Consider the following 15838-nt stretch of genomic DNA (forward strand, 5'->3'; position numbering starts at 1 on the left):
CTCGGTCCCGGCTCTGGTCCCGGCTCTGGCCCTGGCCTCGGTCCCGGTCCCGGCCCTGGCCTCGGTCCCGGTCCCGGCCCAGGCCTCGGTCCCGGCCCCGGCCTCGGTCCCGGCTCTGGCCCCGGTCCCGGCTCTGGTCCCGGCTCTGGTCCCGGCTCTGGCCCTAGCCCCGGCCCCGGCCCCGGCCCCGGCCCCGGCCCCGGCCCCGGCCCCGGCCCCGGCCCCGGACCGGACGGTGGTCCGGAGGGTGCCGGTCGCTGATTCACGGCACGGTCGCCACCCCCGTCCCCCCGCCGCATCCTCCGCTCGTCCCCCGTGAGGAGTTCTCGTGCACGGCAACCGCAGAGCCACCCCCGGCGCGGCGCGGCTGGTTTCTTCTGCCCTGCTGGCGGCGGTGACGGCCCTCGTCGGCTGTGAGCGCGGTTCCTCGGAGGCCCCGGAGGAGGCGCCCACCGGGGCGGACGGCTGCCCCGCCGTCCACGCCACGGCCCAGGCCGCCGTCGTCCGCGCGGAGCAGACCGACGTCCCCTGGGGCGGGCCGACCACCGGACCCACCGCGGTCTCCGGCCGGACGATCGTCTACGTCGCCCAGACCATGACCAATCCCGGCGTCGCGGGCGCCGCGAAGGGGGTACGGGACGCCGCACGCGTCATCGGCTGGAACGTCCGCGTCGTCGACGGCGGAGGCACCCCCGCCGGCATCCAGGCGGCGATGAGCGAGGCCGTGGCCCTCAGACCCTCGGGCATCGTCATCGGAGGGTTCGACCCCAACTCGACCTCGCGTCAGGTGGCGCGGGCCAACCAGGCGAACATCCCGCTCGTCGGCTGGCACGCGCTCGCCGCTCCCGGCCCCAGCCGCAGGCCCGAGCTCTTCACCAACGTCACCACCCGGGTCGAGGACGTGGCCGCGATCAGCGCGCAGTGGATCATCGCCCACTCCCAGGGCCACGCCGGGGTCGTCCTGATCACGGACGCCTCGATCCCGTTCGCCAGGAACAAGTCCGAGCTGATCAGGAAGGAGCTCGCCACCTGCGCGGGCGTCAAGGTGCTCGCGTACGAGAACATCCCGATCCCGGACGCGAGCAGCCGCACCCCGCGGGAGATCTCCTCGCTCCTCGCCCGGTTCGGGAACAGGTGGACCCACTCCGTCGCCATCAACGACCTGTACTTCGCCGACGCGGCCCCCGCCTTCCGCGCGGCCGGCGAGAAGGGCTCCGGGCCGCCCTTCAACATCGGCGCCGGCGACGGCGACCCCTCCGCCTTCCAGCGCATCAACAGCCGGCAGTACCAGGCGGCCACCGTGCCCGAACCGCTGTCCCTGCAGGGCTGGCAGATCGTCGACGAGTTCAACCGCGCCTTCTCCGGCCGTCCCGCCAGCGGATATGTGGCCCCCGTACACATCTCCACGGCCGAGAACAGCGCAGGCGCCACGACCTGGGACCCGTCGGGATACCGCGAGGCGTACCGGCAGATCTGGGGCAGGTGAACCCGCCGCGTGCCTCAGCCCAGCGCCCGGTCCAGGTTGAAGGCCGCGCTGATCAGGGCCAGATGGGTGAACGCCTGGGGGAAGTTGCCCTGTTGTTCGCCGGCCTGGCTGATCTCCTCGGCGTACAGGCCCAGATGGTTGGCGTACGTCAGCATCTTCTCGAAGGCCAGCCTGGCCTCCTCGAGGCGGCCGGCGTGCACCAGCGCCTCGACGTACCAGAACGAGCAGATGGAGAACGTGCCCTCGTCGCCCCGCAGTCCGTCGGGGCTGGCCAGCGGGTCGTAGCGGTAGACGAGGGAGTCGGACACCAGGTCGTGGGTGAGCGCGTCGAGCGTGGACAGCCACTTGGGGTCGGTCGGGGCGATGAACTTGGTCAGCGGCATCATCAGCACCGCCGCGTCCAGCACGTCCCCGTCCTCGTGCTGCACGAAGGCCCGCCGGGTCCGCGACCAGCCGCGGGTGTGGATGCGCCGGTAGATCGCGTCCCGGCACCCCTGCCAGCGGGGCAGGTCGGCGGGCAGCCCGCGCCGGTTCGCCATCCGGATGGCCCGCTCGATCGCCACCCAGCACATCAGCCGCGAGTACAGGAAGTTCTTACGGCCGCCCCGGGTCTCCCAGACGCCCTCGTCGGGCTGGTCCCAGTGGTCGCACACCCAGTCGACGAGGCCGCACACATCGTCCCACTGGTCGCTGGAGACGGGCCGCGCCCACTTGTCGTAGAGGTAGACCGAGTCGATCAGCGCGCCGTAGATGTCGAGCTGGAGCTGCTCCGCGGCGCCGTTGCCGATCCGTACCGGTGCCGAGCCGTGGTGGCCCTCCAGATGGGTGAGTTCGCTCTCCGGCAGATCGGTGCGCCCGTCGATGCCGTACATGATCTGCAGCGGCCCGGACGGCTTTCCGTCGCCGGGGGTGATGTGCCGGGTCACGAACTCCATGAACGCCTCGGCCTCCCCGCTGAAGCCCAGCCGCAGCAGCGCGTACACGCAGAAGGCGGCGTCGCGCACCCAGACGTAGCGGTAGTCCCAGTTGCGTTCGCCGCCCAGCTGCTCGGGCAGGCTGGTGGTCGGCGCGGCGACGATCGCCCCGGTGGGCGCGTAGGTGAGCAGCTTGAGGGTGAGGGCGGAGCGGTGCACCATCTCCCGCCAGCGGCCCCGGTACCTGGACGCGGACAGCCACCGCCGCCAGTACGTCACCGTCGCCGCGAACTGCTCCTCCGCCTCCAGACGCGCGCACCGGCGCGGGGCCACCTCGCCGCCCACCTGGTCGAGGGCCAGCACCGCCGACTCGCCCTCGGCGAGCTTGAAGTCCGCGCACACGTCCGGGCCGTCGGTCTCCAGCGGCACGGTGGAGGTCAGGGCGAGGGACAGCCCGTCGGTGGCGAACACCGCCATGTCGTCGACCCTGCGCAGGGTGTGCGGGCGGGCGCCGTAGTCGAAGCGGGGGGCGACCCGGGTACGGAACGGGACGGAGCCGCGTACGCACAGCACGCGCCGGATCAGCCGATGGCGCTCGGCCTCGGCGGCCGCCCCGGTCACCGGCATGAAGTCCTGCACCTCGCCGACCCCGTCCCCGGTGAAGAAGCGGGTGATCAGGACGTTGGTGTCGGGGAAGTAGAACTGCTTGGTACGGGCGGGGACCGCCGCCGCCAGCTCGAAGGAGCCGCCGCGCCGGGCGTCCAGGATCGAGCCGAAGACGCTCGGGGAGTCGAACGCGGGGCAGCAGTACCAGTCGATCGTGCCGTCCGTCCCGACCAGGGCCACGCTGCGCAGGTCGCCGATGAGCCCGTGCTCGGCGATCGGCAGATAGCGGCTGCGCCCGTGCGTGTACCGGTCGCTCGACACATCGGTCATCGCAGCCTCCCTGGCCCGACCGGATCGGCGAGACTTCCAGCGTAGGCCGGGATCAGTTCTTCGGCAGCCAGTCGTCCAGGGCGTCGATGAGACGGTCCAGCGCGGGCTCCTCGGCGGAGCGGTCCGTCATGACCGTACGGCCGCCGAACCGCAGTGTGTACTGGAACTGGTCGGTCGCCGCCATGTTCATCGTGAACGAGGGGACCTCGTCCAGTGCCGGATCCCCGAGCAGCGTGCGCAGCTTCCGGAACTGGGCCGCGGTCGTACGGCGCACCTGCGATCTTCCCTTGTCGCTGACGCGGACGGTGCCGTCGCCCCGGAGGACCACCTCCTGGTTGACCCCGGCGAAGCCACCGGTGATGTTCATCGTCACCAGCTTCTGGTCCGGGCCGGTGACGGGCACGGGCGTGGGGGTCGCGGACGCCGGAGCCGATATGGAGGGGGAGGGAGAGGGGGCGGGGGAGTCGGGAGGAGACGTGGTTACCGGGGCGGGAGGGGAGGAGGAGGCGACGCGGGAGGTCGCCGTCGAGACCGCCGTGTCCGTCGGCGCCTTCGTGCTCCCGTCGCCCGCGCTGTCCTCGAAGGTGCAGCCGACCAGGGCCAGCACACCCACCGCGCACATCTTCGCCGCCACCGCGGCCGTCGCCCTGCCCGGCACCGTGCCCCCCGCGTGTCGATAGCTGAATGGACGTCACATCAGAGTGCCATGCTGTGAGTTGTGCCGCGAGAGTCGTGGCGGTGTCCGCAGTCTCCAGGGAGGGCCCATGCCCGAGCCGTCCGTCCTCGCCGCGCTGGTGTCCGGCTTGCGCGCCGGATCGATCGAGGTCGTCGACCTGACGTCGCCGCTGTCGTCGAGCACTCCGGTGATCCAGCTGCCGCCGGAGTTCGGCCAGACCGCCGTGTTCGAACTGGAGGAGATCAGCAGGTACGACGACCGGGGACCGGCCTGGTACTGGAACAACTTCCGCAGCGGCGAGCACACCGGTACCCACTTCGACGCCCCGAACCACTGGGTGACCGGCAAGGACCTCGCCGACGTGGCGTCCGTGCCCGCGGGCCGGCTGGTCGCCCCGGCCGCCGTACTGGACTTCACCGCCGAGGCGGCGAAGGACCCGGACTTCCTGGTGGAGGTCGAGCACGTGAAGGCGTGGGAGGCCGTGCACGGGCCGCTGCCCGAGGGCGGCTGGCTGCTGCTGCGGACCGGCTGGGACGCCCGCGCGGACTCCCAGGAGGCGTTCCTGAACGCGGACGACAGCGGCCCGCACACCCCGGGCCTGTCGCCGGACTGCGCCCGCTGGGTGGCCGAGGAGTCCCCGGTGATCGGCCTCGGGGTCGAGACGGTGGGCACCGACGCCGGCCGTGGGCACGCGTTCGACCCTGCCTTCCCCTGCCACTCCTACCTCATGGGCAGTGACAAGTACGGGCTGACCCAGCTGCGGAACCTCGCGGCCCTGCCGCCCACCGGGAGCGTCGTCGTCGCGGGGCCGCTGCCCATCGTCGCGGGATCCGGCGCGCCGGCCCGGGTGCTGGCACTGGTGGAACGCCCATGAACGCCGCCGAGGAGGCGGGGCGGACGACGAACGTCGCCGAGGCCGTGGGGCGGGCGCTGGTCGCGGCCGGGATCGGCCAGGTGTTCGGCGTGGTCGGCTCGGGCAACTTCCACCTCACCAACGCGATGGTCGCCGCAGGGGCGCGGTTCGTCGCCGCCCGCCACGAGGGCGGCGCCGCGACGATGGCCGACGCGTACGCGCGCGTGAGCGGAACCGTGGCCGCGCTGAGCGTCCATCAGGGGCCCGGTCTGACGAACGCCCTGACGGGGATCACCGAGGCGGCCAAGAGCCGTACGCCGCTCCTCGTGCTGGCCGCCGAGGTGACCGAGCCGCGCTCCAACTTCCACATCGACCAGGACGCGCTGGCGCGCGCGGTGGGCGCCGTACCGACGCGGATCACCTCGGCCGAGGAGGCCGTGGAGCAGGCGCTCGACGCCCTGCGGCGCGCCGTGCACGAGCGGCGCACCGTCCTGCTCAACCTCCCCCTCGCGGTCCAGGCCCAGGACGCGCCCGGTGGTGTCCCCGCACACGTCGCACCGCCGCCCGCCCGCGTGCCGGTCGAGCCGACGGCGGCGGACGTGGAGGCGCTGGCGCAGGTACTCGACGAGGCCCGGCGGCCGGTCTTCGTGGCGGGCCGGGGAGCCCGCGCAGTGGGCGCCAGGGACGCCCTGGAAGCCCTCGCCGAGCGCCACGGCGCCCTGCTGGCGACGTCAGCCGTGGCACGCGGCCTCTTTCACGGCAACCCGTGGTCGCTCGACGTGTCCGGCGGCTTCTCGTCACCCCTGGCGTCCGAGCTGATCGCCTCGGCCGACACGATCGTGGGCTGGGGCTGCACGCTGAACATGTGGACCATGCGGCACGGCACCCTGATCGGCCCCGGCGCGACCGTGGTGCAGGTCGACGACGACACCTCGGCGCTCGGCGTGCACCGCAAGCTGCGGCTCGGGGTCACCGGCGACGTGGCGCTCACCGCGCGACGGGTGCTGGAGAGGGGCGACGGGACCCGGCAGGGCCTGCGGACCGCCGACGTCCGCGCGGCACTCGCCGACCGGGGGCGCCGACGGGACGTGCCGTACGAGGACACGAGCAGCGCCGAGCGGATCGATCCACGCACGCTGAGCATCGCGCTCGACGACATTCTTCCGGCGGAGCGGGTGATCGGCGTGGACTCCGGCAACTTCATGGGCTACCCGATGGCGTACCTGTCGGTGCCGGACGAGCACGGCCTGTGCTTCACCCAGGCCTTCCAGTCGATCGGCCTGGGCCTGGCCACCGCGATCGGCGCGGCGCTGGCGCGGCCGGACCGGCTCCCCGTGGCCGCGCTCGGCGACGGCGGCGGGCTGATGGGCGCCGCCGAACTCGACACGGTGTGCAGGCTCGGACTGCCGATGGTGGTCGTCGTCTACAACGACGACGGTTACGGAGCCGAGGTGCACCACTTCGGGCCCGACGGACACCCGCTCGACACGGTCGAGTTCCCCGACACGGACATCGCCGCCGTGGCCCGGGGGTACGGCTTCGAGGCGGTGACCGTACGCACCCCGGCGGACCTCGGGGCCGTCGAGGAGTGGGTCGCCGGGCCGCGGACCGCACCGCTGCTCGTCGACGCCAAGGTGGTCAAGGACCGAGGGGCATGGTGGCTCGAGGAGGCATTCCGCGGCCACTGAGGCTCACCCGATGTCCACCACCCGCGCCCAGCCCGGCGGCGAGTCCGGTACGTAGTCGGGGTCGTCCCTCTGCCAGGAGGCCCCCTGCCGGGGGAACAGACCCACGACCGTACGGCACGGCGGAGGCGCGGCGGGCCAGGGAGTCTGACCGTCCGTCAGGACGACGACGACGTCGGGAGAGGGCCGCGCCCGGACCGCCCGGGCGAAACCGGTGCGCAGATCCGTCCCCCCACCGCCCATCAGCGGAATGCCCTCGCCCTGGCACAGCGGGTGCACGATCCGGGCGTCCGCGTCGCACGGCAGTACGGTGACGAGGTCGCGCCGGCCGCCCACGGCGCGGGAGATCGCCGCCACCTCCAGGAGCGCGCTGCCCAGTTCGGTGTCGCTGACCGACCCCGAGGTGTCGATGATCACGGACACCCGGGGCGGCCGGCGCCGCAGGCTCGGCAGAACGACCCCGGGCACGCCGGCCGAGCGCCGCGACGGGCGGCCGTACGAGTAGTCCTCGCCCGCCCCCGCGCCGGAGGCCGCCGAGCGGACGGCCGCGCCGAGCAACTCCCGCCAGGGCTGCGGCGGATGGAACGCCTCCTCGGCCCACCGCCGCCACTGCTCGGGCGTGTTCCCCGGACGGCCTTTGATGCCCTGCGCCACCCGGAAGCGGACCGCGTCCCGTTCCTGCTCGCTCAGACCGTGCGCGCCGTCGGGACCCAGGTCCCACTCCCGGTCCAGCCCGTCGGCTCCGCTGCCGCAGTCCAGCCAGGCCAGGTCCTGCACGGACAGCTTCAGGGTGAAGCCACGCAGGTACTCCTCCATCAACCGGTCCCTCGGCAGCCCCAGGGACCGGGGGTCGACGACGTCCGAGGGCCGGACCAGCCCGTCGCCGTACGCGTCGTCGTTGATCTCGCAGTCCGCCGCGATGTTCATCCGCAGCCGTTCCCCCGGGCCGTGCAGGCCCTGCTCGCGGGCCATCCGGTCGCTGCGCCCGTGGTGGTCGCGCAGCAGGTGCGACACCTCGTGCACCCAGACCGACGCCAGCTCCTCCACCGGCATCCGGTCCACGAGCCGCGGCGAGACATAGCACCGCCAGTGCCGGTCGACGGCCATCGTCGGCACCCGCCGCGACTCGACGACGTGCAGGGCGAACAGCGCCGTCGCCAGGTAGGGCCGGGCCCGGGCGGCGCGCAGCCGGGCGGCGAACAGCTTGTCGCGGTCCAGGGGTTTCGTCATCCGCTCTCCGTCCGTCATGCCGTCGTGGCGGCCGCCGCCCGGGCCGCGGAGCGGTCCGCCCGCCGGGACAGCGAGACCACTCCGGCGAGCTGTTCGATCGACGCCGGAACCTCCCATTCCGCGCAGCGCAGCGCAGCGAGGGTCGTCGCGGGGACGACCACCAGGTCCGGCGCCCCGGTCTCCACCGCCCGCACCAGCAGCGCCCATGCCGCGTCCCAGCGGGCCTTGTCCGGGCGTTCCCGGACCGCGGCCACCACTCCGTCGAGCACGGCCTGCCGCAGATCCCCGCGCTCGGGCAGCTCGGCGCCGGCGGGGTCGGCGAGCAGCACCTCGGGGTCCGGGAGGTCCAACCGGTCCAGGCTCGCCATCAGCTCCAGTCCCGGACCGTCGCCCACCGTGCCCCTGACCAGCAACGCCAGCACCTCCCGGGAGGAGTCGGCGGCCGTCGCGAACGCGATCAGCCGCAGGGTCATCTCCCAACTGCGGGGCGACGGCCAGGCGCCGCCCCGCCGGATCTCACCGCTCGGCAGCCGGTGCACGAGCCCGGGGCGCGCGGTGAGGAACCCGCACACGGCACGCCGGGCGAAGTCCACGGCCTGCGGCAGCCGTTGCGCGTCCAGCCGGGGCAGGGTGGCCCGGGGCCAGGTCCCGCCGAGACCGCGTACGACGACCTCGTGGTCGTGGGTCCACTGGAGGTGGACGAACCGGTTGGCCAGCGGAGGGCTCAGCTCCCAGCCGTCGGCCGCGGAGGACCGCGGGTTGGCGGCGGCGACGATCCGCACCCCCGGCGGCAGCCGCAGGGCGCCGATCCGCCGCTCCAGCACCAGCCGCAGCAGCGCGGCCTGCACGGCCGGCGGCGCGGTGGACAGCTCGTCCAGGAACAGCAGTCCCCGCCCGGCCCGCACCAGGCGCACCGCCCAGTCCGGCGGGGCCAACGGAACGCCCTGCTCGGCGGGGTCGTCCCCGACGACGGGCAGTCCCGAGAAGTCGGACGGTTCGTGCACGCTCGCGATGACCGTGGTCAGCGGCAGGTCGAGGGCCGCGGCGAGCTGGGTCAGGGCCGCGGTCTTGCCGATGCCCGGCTCGCCCCACAGCAGCACGGGCAGATCGGCCGCCACGGCCAGGGTCAGGGCCTCCAACTGGATGTCGGGGCGCGGTTCGGTGCCGGCGTCGCGCAACAGGGCCAACAGGTCGCCGGCGACGTCGAGTTGGGAGACGTGATCCCGGTCGGTGGCGGATATGGGTGTGGCGAACGGGGTGTGTGCAGGCATGTGAGTGATCACCTTTTGGTCGGGGTGAGCCGAGTGAGGAAGGTCGGCGGAAGGACAGGGGGTCTCGGGGTCAGCGAGGGGAGGTGTGGCGCGGATGCGAGCGCAGGTGACGAGGGCGGCGGTCCTCGGGGCGGGCGCGGGTGGGCCCGGGTCCCGCGAGACCCGCCCGGAACAGCCCGTAGGTGATCCGCCGCAGCGCGGCCGCCTTCAGGGCGTCCCGCAGGGCGCCGTCGCGCAGCAGCGCCTCGGGGCCCAGCAGACCCTCGACCACCGCCAGCGCACCGGAGATGTCACCGTGGTTCAGGCGTTCGCGGACGCCGTCGAGACAGTCGGGGCGACGATGTGCCTGGTCGATGGCCTGCAGGCAGGGCAGGGGGGTGCCGGTCAGCGCGGCCAGCAGTTCCTCCCGCCGGACCTCGTCCGGGTCGTGGTCCAGCGCGCCCAGGACACCGTCGACGAGGCCGATCCGATGCCGGGCGCCGCGGCATTCCACGAACCGTGGCTGTCCCGCCGTGTCCGCGCTGCGCGGCGGACCGGCCGGGGATCGGCCCGGTACCAGCGCGGAGGCGACCAGGGGGTGCAGCCGGTCGGCGTCGATCGCACCGGTGCGGAGCAGTTCCAGGTCGGGGAGCACCCAGGTGGCGGCGTCGGGCAGGACCGGCAGCGCGGAGACACCACCGCCGGTGGGCGGCCCGGTGATCCGCAGCGTGGGCGGCCCGCTGCCGTCCCCGCCGACGAGCTCCAGTGACAGCCGACGTCTGCCTCCGAGCCGTACGAGAACGGTGCCGGTGCCGTCCGGCCGGCCCTCCGCGGCTAGCAGAATCGCCGCCTCGGCCGCCCACCGGTCCACGGCACAGCCACGGTCGGACGTCACCGGGCCGGGCGCGCCCCGGAGCTCCGCGCCGGTCCCGACCTCCAGGCCCGTGCCGACATGCAGGCCCGCGCCGACATGCAGGCCCGTGCCGACATACAAGCCCGTGCCGGCATCCAGGGCCGCTCCGATATCCGGGCCCGTCCCGAAGCCCGGGCCCGTCCCGAAGCCCGGGCCCGTCCCGAAGCCCGGGCCCGTCCCGAAACCCAAGCCCTCCCCGAAGCCCAGGCCCGCCCCCGCATCCCGGGCCGGCGCGGCGCCCGGGCCTGCTCCGGGATCCGGGCCTGCTCCGGGATCCGGGCCCGCCCAGGGATCCGGGCCCGCCCAGGGATCCGGGCCCACCCAGGGATCCGGGCCCGCCCAGGGATCCGGGCCCGCCCAGGGACCCGGCCCCGCCCAGGGACCCGTCCCCACCCAGGGACCCGTCCCCACCCCCGCCCTGTCCCGCAGTTCGCCCGCCCTTCGCGCGTCCCACAGATGCCGGTGCAGGTCGAGCCGGAACCGTCGGTTGGGGCAGGGATGGGGGTGGTGCCAGGCGGGGTCCGCCGAGCGGGAACCGTCCCACAGCGCGAGGCTCATCCGCTGTCCCGCGTCCGCCCAGGCCGGCGCGGTCCGCACCACGAGATGCACGGGGTGCTCACCGCCGGGTCCCTCGGTGTCGTACCGGGCCAGGGAAAGGGTCAGCCCCGGTCGCAGCAGCCCGTCGGGAGCGATCCTCGGCATGTGCCAGCGCAGCAGGTCAGGTGCCAGATGGCGAAGGTCGGCCCGGACCCGGGCCGCCAGTTCCCGGCCGTGGGCACGCGCCACGGCACGCGGAGTGAAGTCGACGTCGATGCCCGCGGCGGCACACGCCCCCGCCCAGTCCCCGGTCTCCCGGCGGGCGGTCGCAGTCTCGATCATGGAGGGCGGGACGGCGAACTCGCGCACGCGCCGCCAGAAGGTAAGCCGGGAGTCCCCGTTCGCGGTCTGAGTGAGCATCAGCACTCACCTTGCGCGGACGGGACCCCCAATCTGCGAGCAGAGTGAGTAGTCATCGCGAGGACCCTACGGATCTTCGCCCCGGTGCGCCAGGCAATTTCTCCGGACGCTGTCAGCCGTTCGGACCAACTCGCGCTTCCGGGGCGGTCCATGTCATTGCGGTCACGTCCGATACGCCCGACTGTGGAGGCATGTGCCGGTTGGTGAGGAGGACGGGCGATGACGGACGGCGACGGCGCACCGGACGCCGAGCGGCAGCGGCTCGCGGAGGCCGACCAGGGCGTGGCGCCCTGGCGGCGCTGGGGACCGTATCTGAGTGAGCGGCAGTGGGGGACCGTACGCGAGGACTACAGCGGCGACGGCGACGCGTGGTCGTACTTCACCCATGACCAGGCCCGCTCCCGCGCCTACCGCTGGGGCGAGGACGGCATCGCCGGCGTCAGCGACGACAAGCAGCGGCTCTGCTTCGCCCTGGCCCTGTGGAACGGCCGCGACCCGATCCTCAAGGAGCGGATGTTCGGGCTGACCAACGCCGAGGGCAACCACGGCGAGGACGTCAAGGAGTACTGGTTCCACCTCGACAACACGCCCACCCACTCCTACATGAAGTACCTCTACAAGTACCCGCAGGACGAGTTCCCCTACGCCGACCTCGTCGACACCAACCGGGCGCGCGGCCGCCGCGACCTCGAGTACGAACTGCTCGACACCGGCGTCTTCGACGAGGACCGCTACTTCGACGTCGTCGTCGAGTACGCGAAGGCGGGCCCGGAGGACCTGCTGGTCGAGATCACCGCGCACAACCGCGGCCCCGACGAGGCCGTCCTGCACCTGCTGCCGACCCTGTGGTTCCGGCACACCTGGTCCTGGGCGGGCGGCACGGCGGTCCCCACGCTGCGCGCGACGGACACGGCCGTACGCGCCGACCACGAGGAGCTGGGCCCGCGCTGGCTCCACCACCAGGGCGCCGTCGAGGTGCTCTTCACCGACAACGAGACCAACGACGAACGCATCTTCGGCAGCCCCAACACCACCCCGTACGTCAAGGACGGCATCGACCGCTACGTCGTCCACGGCGAGACCACGGCCGTCAACCCGGCCCGCACCGGCACCAAGGCCGCCGTTCACCACGTCCTGACCGTCCCCGGCGGCGACAGCGCCACCGTCCGCCTGCGCCTGACCGACACCGAACTCCCCGCCCCCTGGCGGGACTTCACGCCGGTGATGCATCAGCGCCGCACCGAGGCGGACGCCTTCTACGACGCCCTCACCCCGGACGGCATGGGCGACGACGAACGCCACATGGTCCGCCAGGCACTCGCCGGGATGCTGTGGAGCAAGCAGTACTACTACCTGGACGTCGAGCGCTGGCTCGCCGAACACGGAGTCGACCCGCTCGCCGCCGACCCCCGCGTCCGCAACAGCGCCTGGTACCACATGGTCAACGACGAGATCATGTCGATGCCGGACACCTGGGAGTACCCGTGGTTCGCGGCCTGGGACCTCGCCTTCCACACCCTCGCCCTGTCCATGGTCGACATCACCTTCGCCAAGGGCCAGCTGGAGCTGCTGCTGCGCCGCCTCTACCTCCACCCCAACGGCCAGATCCCGGCGTACGAATGGAACTTCGGCGACGTCAACCCGCCCGTGCACGCCTGGGCCGTGCTCTTCGTCTACGAGGTCGAGAAGCACCGCACCGGCCGCGGCGACCGCGCCTTCCTGGAGAACGCCTTCCAGAAACTGGTGAAGAACTTCACCTGGTGGCTCAACCGCAAGGACGCCGACGGCAACAACGTCTTCCAGGGCGGCTTCCTCGGCCTGGACAACATCGGCGTCTTCGACCGCAGCGCCCCACTCCCCACCGGCGGCCACCTCGACCAGGCCGACGGCACCGCCTGGATGGCGCTGTACTGCCAGAACCTCCTCGACATCGCCATCGAACTCGCCGTCGACAACCCGGTCTACGTCGAGCAGGCACAGATGCTGTTCGAGCACTTCGCGTGGATCGCCGTCGCCATGAACCGCATGGGCAAGGACAACGCCAGCCTCTGGGACGAGGAGGACGGCTTCTTCTACGACGTGCTGCGACTGCCCGACGGCGGCGCGACCCCGCTCAGGGTGCGCTCGCTGGTCGGCTTGATCCCGCTGGCGGCGACCAGCGTGATCGGCGGACGGGCGGACCGTCGCTTCCCCGAACTCGTCGAGGGCGCGAAGGAGTTCATCAGGAGGCACCCCGCCGTCGAGGCGGTCGTCGAGCAGCAGGAGCTGGGGACGGACGTCGACGGACGCTATCTGTTCGCCCTGTTCGGGGAGGACCGGCTGCGCCGCATCCTGGCCCGGATGCTCGACGAGGACGAGTTCCTCGGCCCGCACGGCATCCGCTCCCTCTCCCGCCATCACGCCGACCACCCGTACGCCTTCGAGGTGCACGGCCGGACGTACGGCGTCGGCTATCTCCCCGCCGAGTCCGACTCCGGCATGTTCGGCGGCAACTCCAACTGGCGCGGACCGGTGTGGTTCCCGATCAACATCCTGATCATCCGCGCCCTGCTCAACCTGCACGGCTATCACGGCCCCGACTTCACCGTGGAGTGCCCCACCGGCTCAGGCCGGCGGCTCAACCTCTACGAGGTCGCCCGCGAGATCTCCGACCGGCTCACCTCCGCCTTCCTGCGCGACGCCGACGGCCACCGCCCGGTGCACGGCGCACAGCCCAAGTTCGCCAAGGACCCGCACTGGAAGGACCTGATCCTCTTCTACGAGTACTTCCACGGCGACAACGGCGCGGGCCTCGGCGCCTCCCACCAGACCGGCTGGACCGGACTCGTCGCGGCCATCGCGACGCTGTTCCACACCATCGGCGCCGACGACTGGCAGCGCGGCGGCCGGGAGTCCCTGAAGCCGACGGACGACGTCGAGGAGCCCCTGGCATGACCGTCATCCACGAGATCAACACCCTCGTCTGGCTGGGTGAGTTGAGCCGCCGGTACGGTCGCCGCGTCACCCTCGGCGACGTACCGGGCGAGGTCTGGGACGAGGTCGCCCGGCCGGGCGTCGACACGGTCTGGCTGATGGGCGTCTGGGAGCGCAGCCCGGCCGGCCTGCGGATCGGGCTGCGCGACGAGAACCTGCTGCGGTCGTTCCGCGAGGCCCTGCCCGACCTCACCGAGGCGGACATCGCCGGATCCCCGTACTGCGTCCGCGACTACGTCGTCGACCCGTCCCTCGGCGGCCCGGAAGGCCTGGCCGCGGCCCGGGTCCGGCTGGCCGAGCGGGGGCTGCGGCTGATCCTCGACCACGTCCCCAACCACGTGGCCCCCGACCACCCCTGGCTGACCACGCACCCCGACCGCCTGATCCGGGGCACGCCCGACGACCTGGCCCGCGACCCGGGCGCCTACCTCGAAGCGGCCGGACAGGTGTACGCCCGGGGCCGCGACCCGTACTTCCCGCCCTGGCCGGACGTCGTCCAGCTGAACGCCTTCAGCGACTCCCTGCGCGAAGCGACGGTCGACACCCTCGTCTCCCTCGGCGACCAAGCCGACGGCGTGCGCTGCGACATGGCGATGCTGCTGATGAACGACGTGTTCGCCAAGACCTGGGGCGCGAGCGCGGGACCGGCTCCCGCCGAGGACTTCTGGCCGTACGTCCTGCCGCGCGTCCGCGCCCGACACCCCGACCTCCTGTTCGTCGCTGAGGCGTACTGGGACCTCGAATGGGCCCTCCAGCAGCAGGGCTTCGACCACTGCTACGACAAGCGGCTCCACGACAGGCTCTGCCACGAGAACGCCGACTCCGTCCGCGCCCACCTGGGCGCCGACCTCGCCTACCAGCGGGGCCTGGTCCGCTTCCTGGAGAACCACGACGAGCCCCGGGCCGCCGCCACCCTGCCCGGCCCCCGGGAGCAGGCGGCCGCCGTGACCGTCGCGACCCTGCCCGGGGCCACGCTCTGGCACGAGGGCCAGTTCGAGGGGCGCCGGGTCCGGCTGCCCGTGTTCCTGTCCCGTGGGCCACGGGAACCGGCCGACGACGCACTGCGCGCCTTCCACGACCGACTGCTGCCGGCCGCGGCGGCCGTACGCCGGGGCGAATGGGCGCCGCTGACCCCGGCCGGCTGGCCGGACAACGACACCCACCGCACCCTGCTCGCCTGGACCTGGACCCATGCCGAGGCCCGCCACCTGGTCGTCGTCAACCACTCCGACCGCCCGTCCCAGGCGAGGATCCCCCTGGCCTGGGACGACCTGCGCGGGCGGGCCCACCGCCTGACCGACCTCCTCACCTCGCAGGCGTACGACCGCGACGGCGACGAACTGACCGACCCGGGCCTCTTCGTCGACCTGGGGCCCTGGCAGACCCACGTCCTGGAGGTCAGCCCATGCTCTTCGCCCCGTCCAGGGACTCACGGATGATGTCGGCGTGACCGGCGTGCTGGGTCGTCTCGGCGATGATGTGGATCAGCGCCCGGCGGGCCGACCAGCGCGCACCCGGCTCGAACCACGGAGCCTTCGGCAGCGGATGGTCGGCGTCCAGGCTGGGCAGCCCGACGACCAGCTCGTCCGTACGGGCGGCCACGCGCTCGTACTCCTTCAGCACGCCCGCCAGCGTCTCGCCCGGCAGCATCCGGAACTCGTCGGCCCGCCGCGCGAAGTCCTCCTCGGTCATGGCGTCGAAGTCACCCAGCGCGGACGGCCCCTCGACGATGAAGGCCGCCCAGCCCGCCTCGGTGGCGGTCACGTGCTTGATCAGCCCGCCGAGACACAGCTCGCTGGCCGTGGTGCGCCGCCCGGCCTCCTCGTCGGTGAGGTCCCGGGTGGTGAAGCGCAGGAAGTACCGGGCGCCGGCCAGCTCCGCCAGCAGGTCGGCGCGCTCGCCGGTGACGGACGGGGAGAGGGCGGTGGAGTCGCTCATGGTGATGCTCTTCTTCCGTGAGTTCTG

11 protein-coding genes are annotated in these 15838 nt (G+C 73.1%); 5 read left to right on the top strand and 6 right to left on the bottom strand.

Features of this window, described 5'->3' with window-relative positions:
- Positions 1-328 precede the first annotated feature (328 nt).
- Positions 329-1486: a substrate-binding domain-containing protein gene (locus tag ACIRF9_RS26395; RefSeq protein WP_403827004.1), complete on the top strand. Its 1158-nt coding sequence runs from the start codon at positions 329-331 to the stop codon at positions 1484-1486.
- 14 nt (positions 1487-1500) lie between these two features.
- On the opposite strand, the gene ACIRF9_RS26400 is transcribed toward ACIRF9_RS26395, so the two are convergent.
- Both ACIRF9_RS26400 and ACIRF9_RS26405 read right to left on the bottom strand, forming a co-directional pair.
- Entirely contained in the window at positions 1501-3336 is a 1836-nt protein-coding gene (locus ACIRF9_RS26400) for a glycoside hydrolase family 15 protein (protein WP_403827006.1), read from the bottom strand.
- 52 nt (positions 3337-3388) lie between these two features.
- Positions 3389-3994 (bottom strand): hypothetical protein, encoded by a 606-nt coding sequence (locus tag ACIRF9_RS26405; protein ID WP_403827008.1) that lies wholly within the window; start codon positions 3992-3994, stop codon positions 3389-3391.
- 106 nt (positions 3995-4100) lie between these two features.
- Between ACIRF9_RS26405 and ACIRF9_RS26410 the strand changes: the two genes are divergently transcribed.
- Positions 4101-4886 (top strand): cyclase family protein, encoded by a 786-nt coding sequence (locus ACIRF9_RS26410; protein ID WP_403827010.1) that lies wholly within the window; start codon positions 4101-4103, stop codon positions 4884-4886.
- Positions 4883-6553: a thiamine pyrophosphate-binding protein gene (locus ACIRF9_RS26415; RefSeq protein ID WP_403827012.1), complete on the top strand. Its 1671-nt coding sequence runs from the start codon at positions 4883-4885 to the stop codon at positions 6551-6553. Before ACIRF9_RS26410 ends, ACIRF9_RS26415 begins: the two co-directional genes overlap by 4 nt.
- Before the next feature lie 3 nt (positions 6554-6556).
- Here ACIRF9_RS26415 and ACIRF9_RS26420 read toward each other — a convergent pair whose 3' ends face one another.
- The 3 genes from ACIRF9_RS26420 to ACIRF9_RS26430 all read right to left on the bottom strand — a co-directional run bounded on the left by ACIRF9_RS26420 (position 6557) and on the right by ACIRF9_RS26430 (position 10900).
- Positions 6557-7798, bottom strand: coding sequence for a VWA-like domain-containing protein (locus tag ACIRF9_RS26420; RefSeq protein ID WP_403827013.1), 1242 nt, complete (start codon positions 7796-7798; stop codon positions 6557-6559).
- Positions 7795-9051: an AAA family ATPase gene (locus ACIRF9_RS26425; RefSeq protein WP_403827015.1), complete on the bottom strand. Its 1257-nt coding sequence runs from the start codon at positions 9049-9051 to the stop codon at positions 7795-7797. Before ACIRF9_RS26425 ends, ACIRF9_RS26420 begins: the two co-directional genes overlap by 4 nt.
- Before the next feature lie 70 nt (positions 9052-9121).
- Positions 9122-10900 (bottom strand): hypothetical protein, encoded by a 1779-nt coding sequence (locus tag ACIRF9_RS26430; RefSeq protein ID WP_403827017.1) that lies wholly within the window; start codon positions 10898-10900, stop codon positions 9122-9124.
- A gap of 219 nt (positions 10901-11119) precedes the next feature.
- Between ACIRF9_RS26430 and ACIRF9_RS26435 the strand changes: the two genes are divergently transcribed.
- Both ACIRF9_RS26435 and ACIRF9_RS26440 read left to right on the top strand, forming a co-directional pair.
- Positions 11120-13834 carry an MGH1-like glycoside hydrolase domain-containing protein gene (locus tag ACIRF9_RS26435; protein ID WP_403827019.1) on the top strand — a complete coding sequence of 905 codons (2715 nt, stop codon included), beginning with the start codon at positions 11120-11122 and terminating at the stop codon, positions 13832-13834.
- Positions 13831-15312: an alpha-amylase family glycosyl hydrolase gene (locus ACIRF9_RS26440; RefSeq protein ID WP_403827021.1), complete on the top strand. Its 1482-nt coding sequence runs from the start codon at positions 13831-13833 to the stop codon at positions 15310-15312. The genes ACIRF9_RS26435 and ACIRF9_RS26440 overlap by 4 nt, the downstream gene beginning before the upstream one ends.
- Here the strand turns inward: ACIRF9_RS26440 and ACIRF9_RS26445 are convergent.
- Positions 15272-15811 (bottom strand): DinB family protein, encoded by a 540-nt coding sequence (locus tag ACIRF9_RS26445; RefSeq protein ID WP_403827023.1) that lies wholly within the window; start codon positions 15809-15811, stop codon positions 15272-15274. The genes ACIRF9_RS26440 and ACIRF9_RS26445 overlap by 41 nt on opposite strands.
- Between the last annotated feature and the right edge of the window lie 27 nt (positions 15812-15838).

Source organism: Streptomyces sp. NPDC096132, from assembly GCF_044763345.1.
Classification (GTDB): domain Bacteria; phylum Actinomycetota; class Actinomycetes; order Streptomycetales; family Streptomycetaceae; genus Streptomyces.

Excerpts from the sequence above, each read along its gene's own strand:
- ACIRF9_RS26400 (WP_403827006.1), bottom strand. The coding sequence starts at position 3,336 with ATGACCGATGTGTCGAGCGACCGGTACACGCACGGGCGCAGCCGCTAT.
- ACIRF9_RS26410 (WP_403827010.1), top strand. The coding sequence starts at position 4,101 with ATGCCCGAGCCGTCCGTCCTCGCCGCGCTGGTGTCCGGCTTGCGCGCC.
- ACIRF9_RS26415 (WP_403827012.1), top strand. The coding sequence starts at position 4,883 with ATGAACGCCGCCGAGGAGGCGGGGCGGACGACGAACGTCGCCGAGGCC.
- ACIRF9_RS26420 (WP_403827013.1), bottom strand. The coding sequence starts at position 7,798 with ATGACGGACGGAGAGCGGATGACGAAACCCCTGGACCGCGACAAGCTG.
- ACIRF9_RS26425 (WP_403827015.1), bottom strand. The coding sequence starts at position 9,051 with ATGCCTGCACACACCCCGTTCGCCACACCCATATCCGCCACCGACCGG.
- ACIRF9_RS26430 (WP_403827017.1), bottom strand. The coding sequence starts at position 10,900 with ATGCTCACTCAGACCGCGAACGGGGACTCCCGGCTTACCTTCTGGCGG.
- ACIRF9_RS26435 (WP_403827019.1), top strand. The coding sequence starts at position 11,120 with ATGACGGACGGCGACGGCGCACCGGACGCCGAGCGGCAGCGGCTCGCG.
- ACIRF9_RS26440 (WP_403827021.1), top strand. The coding sequence starts at position 13,831 with ATGACCGTCATCCACGAGATCAACACCCTCGTCTGGCTGGGTGAGTTG.
- ACIRF9_RS26445 (WP_403827023.1), bottom strand. The coding sequence starts at position 15,811 with ATGAGCGACTCCACCGCCCTCTCCCCGTCCGTCACCGGCGAGCGCGCC.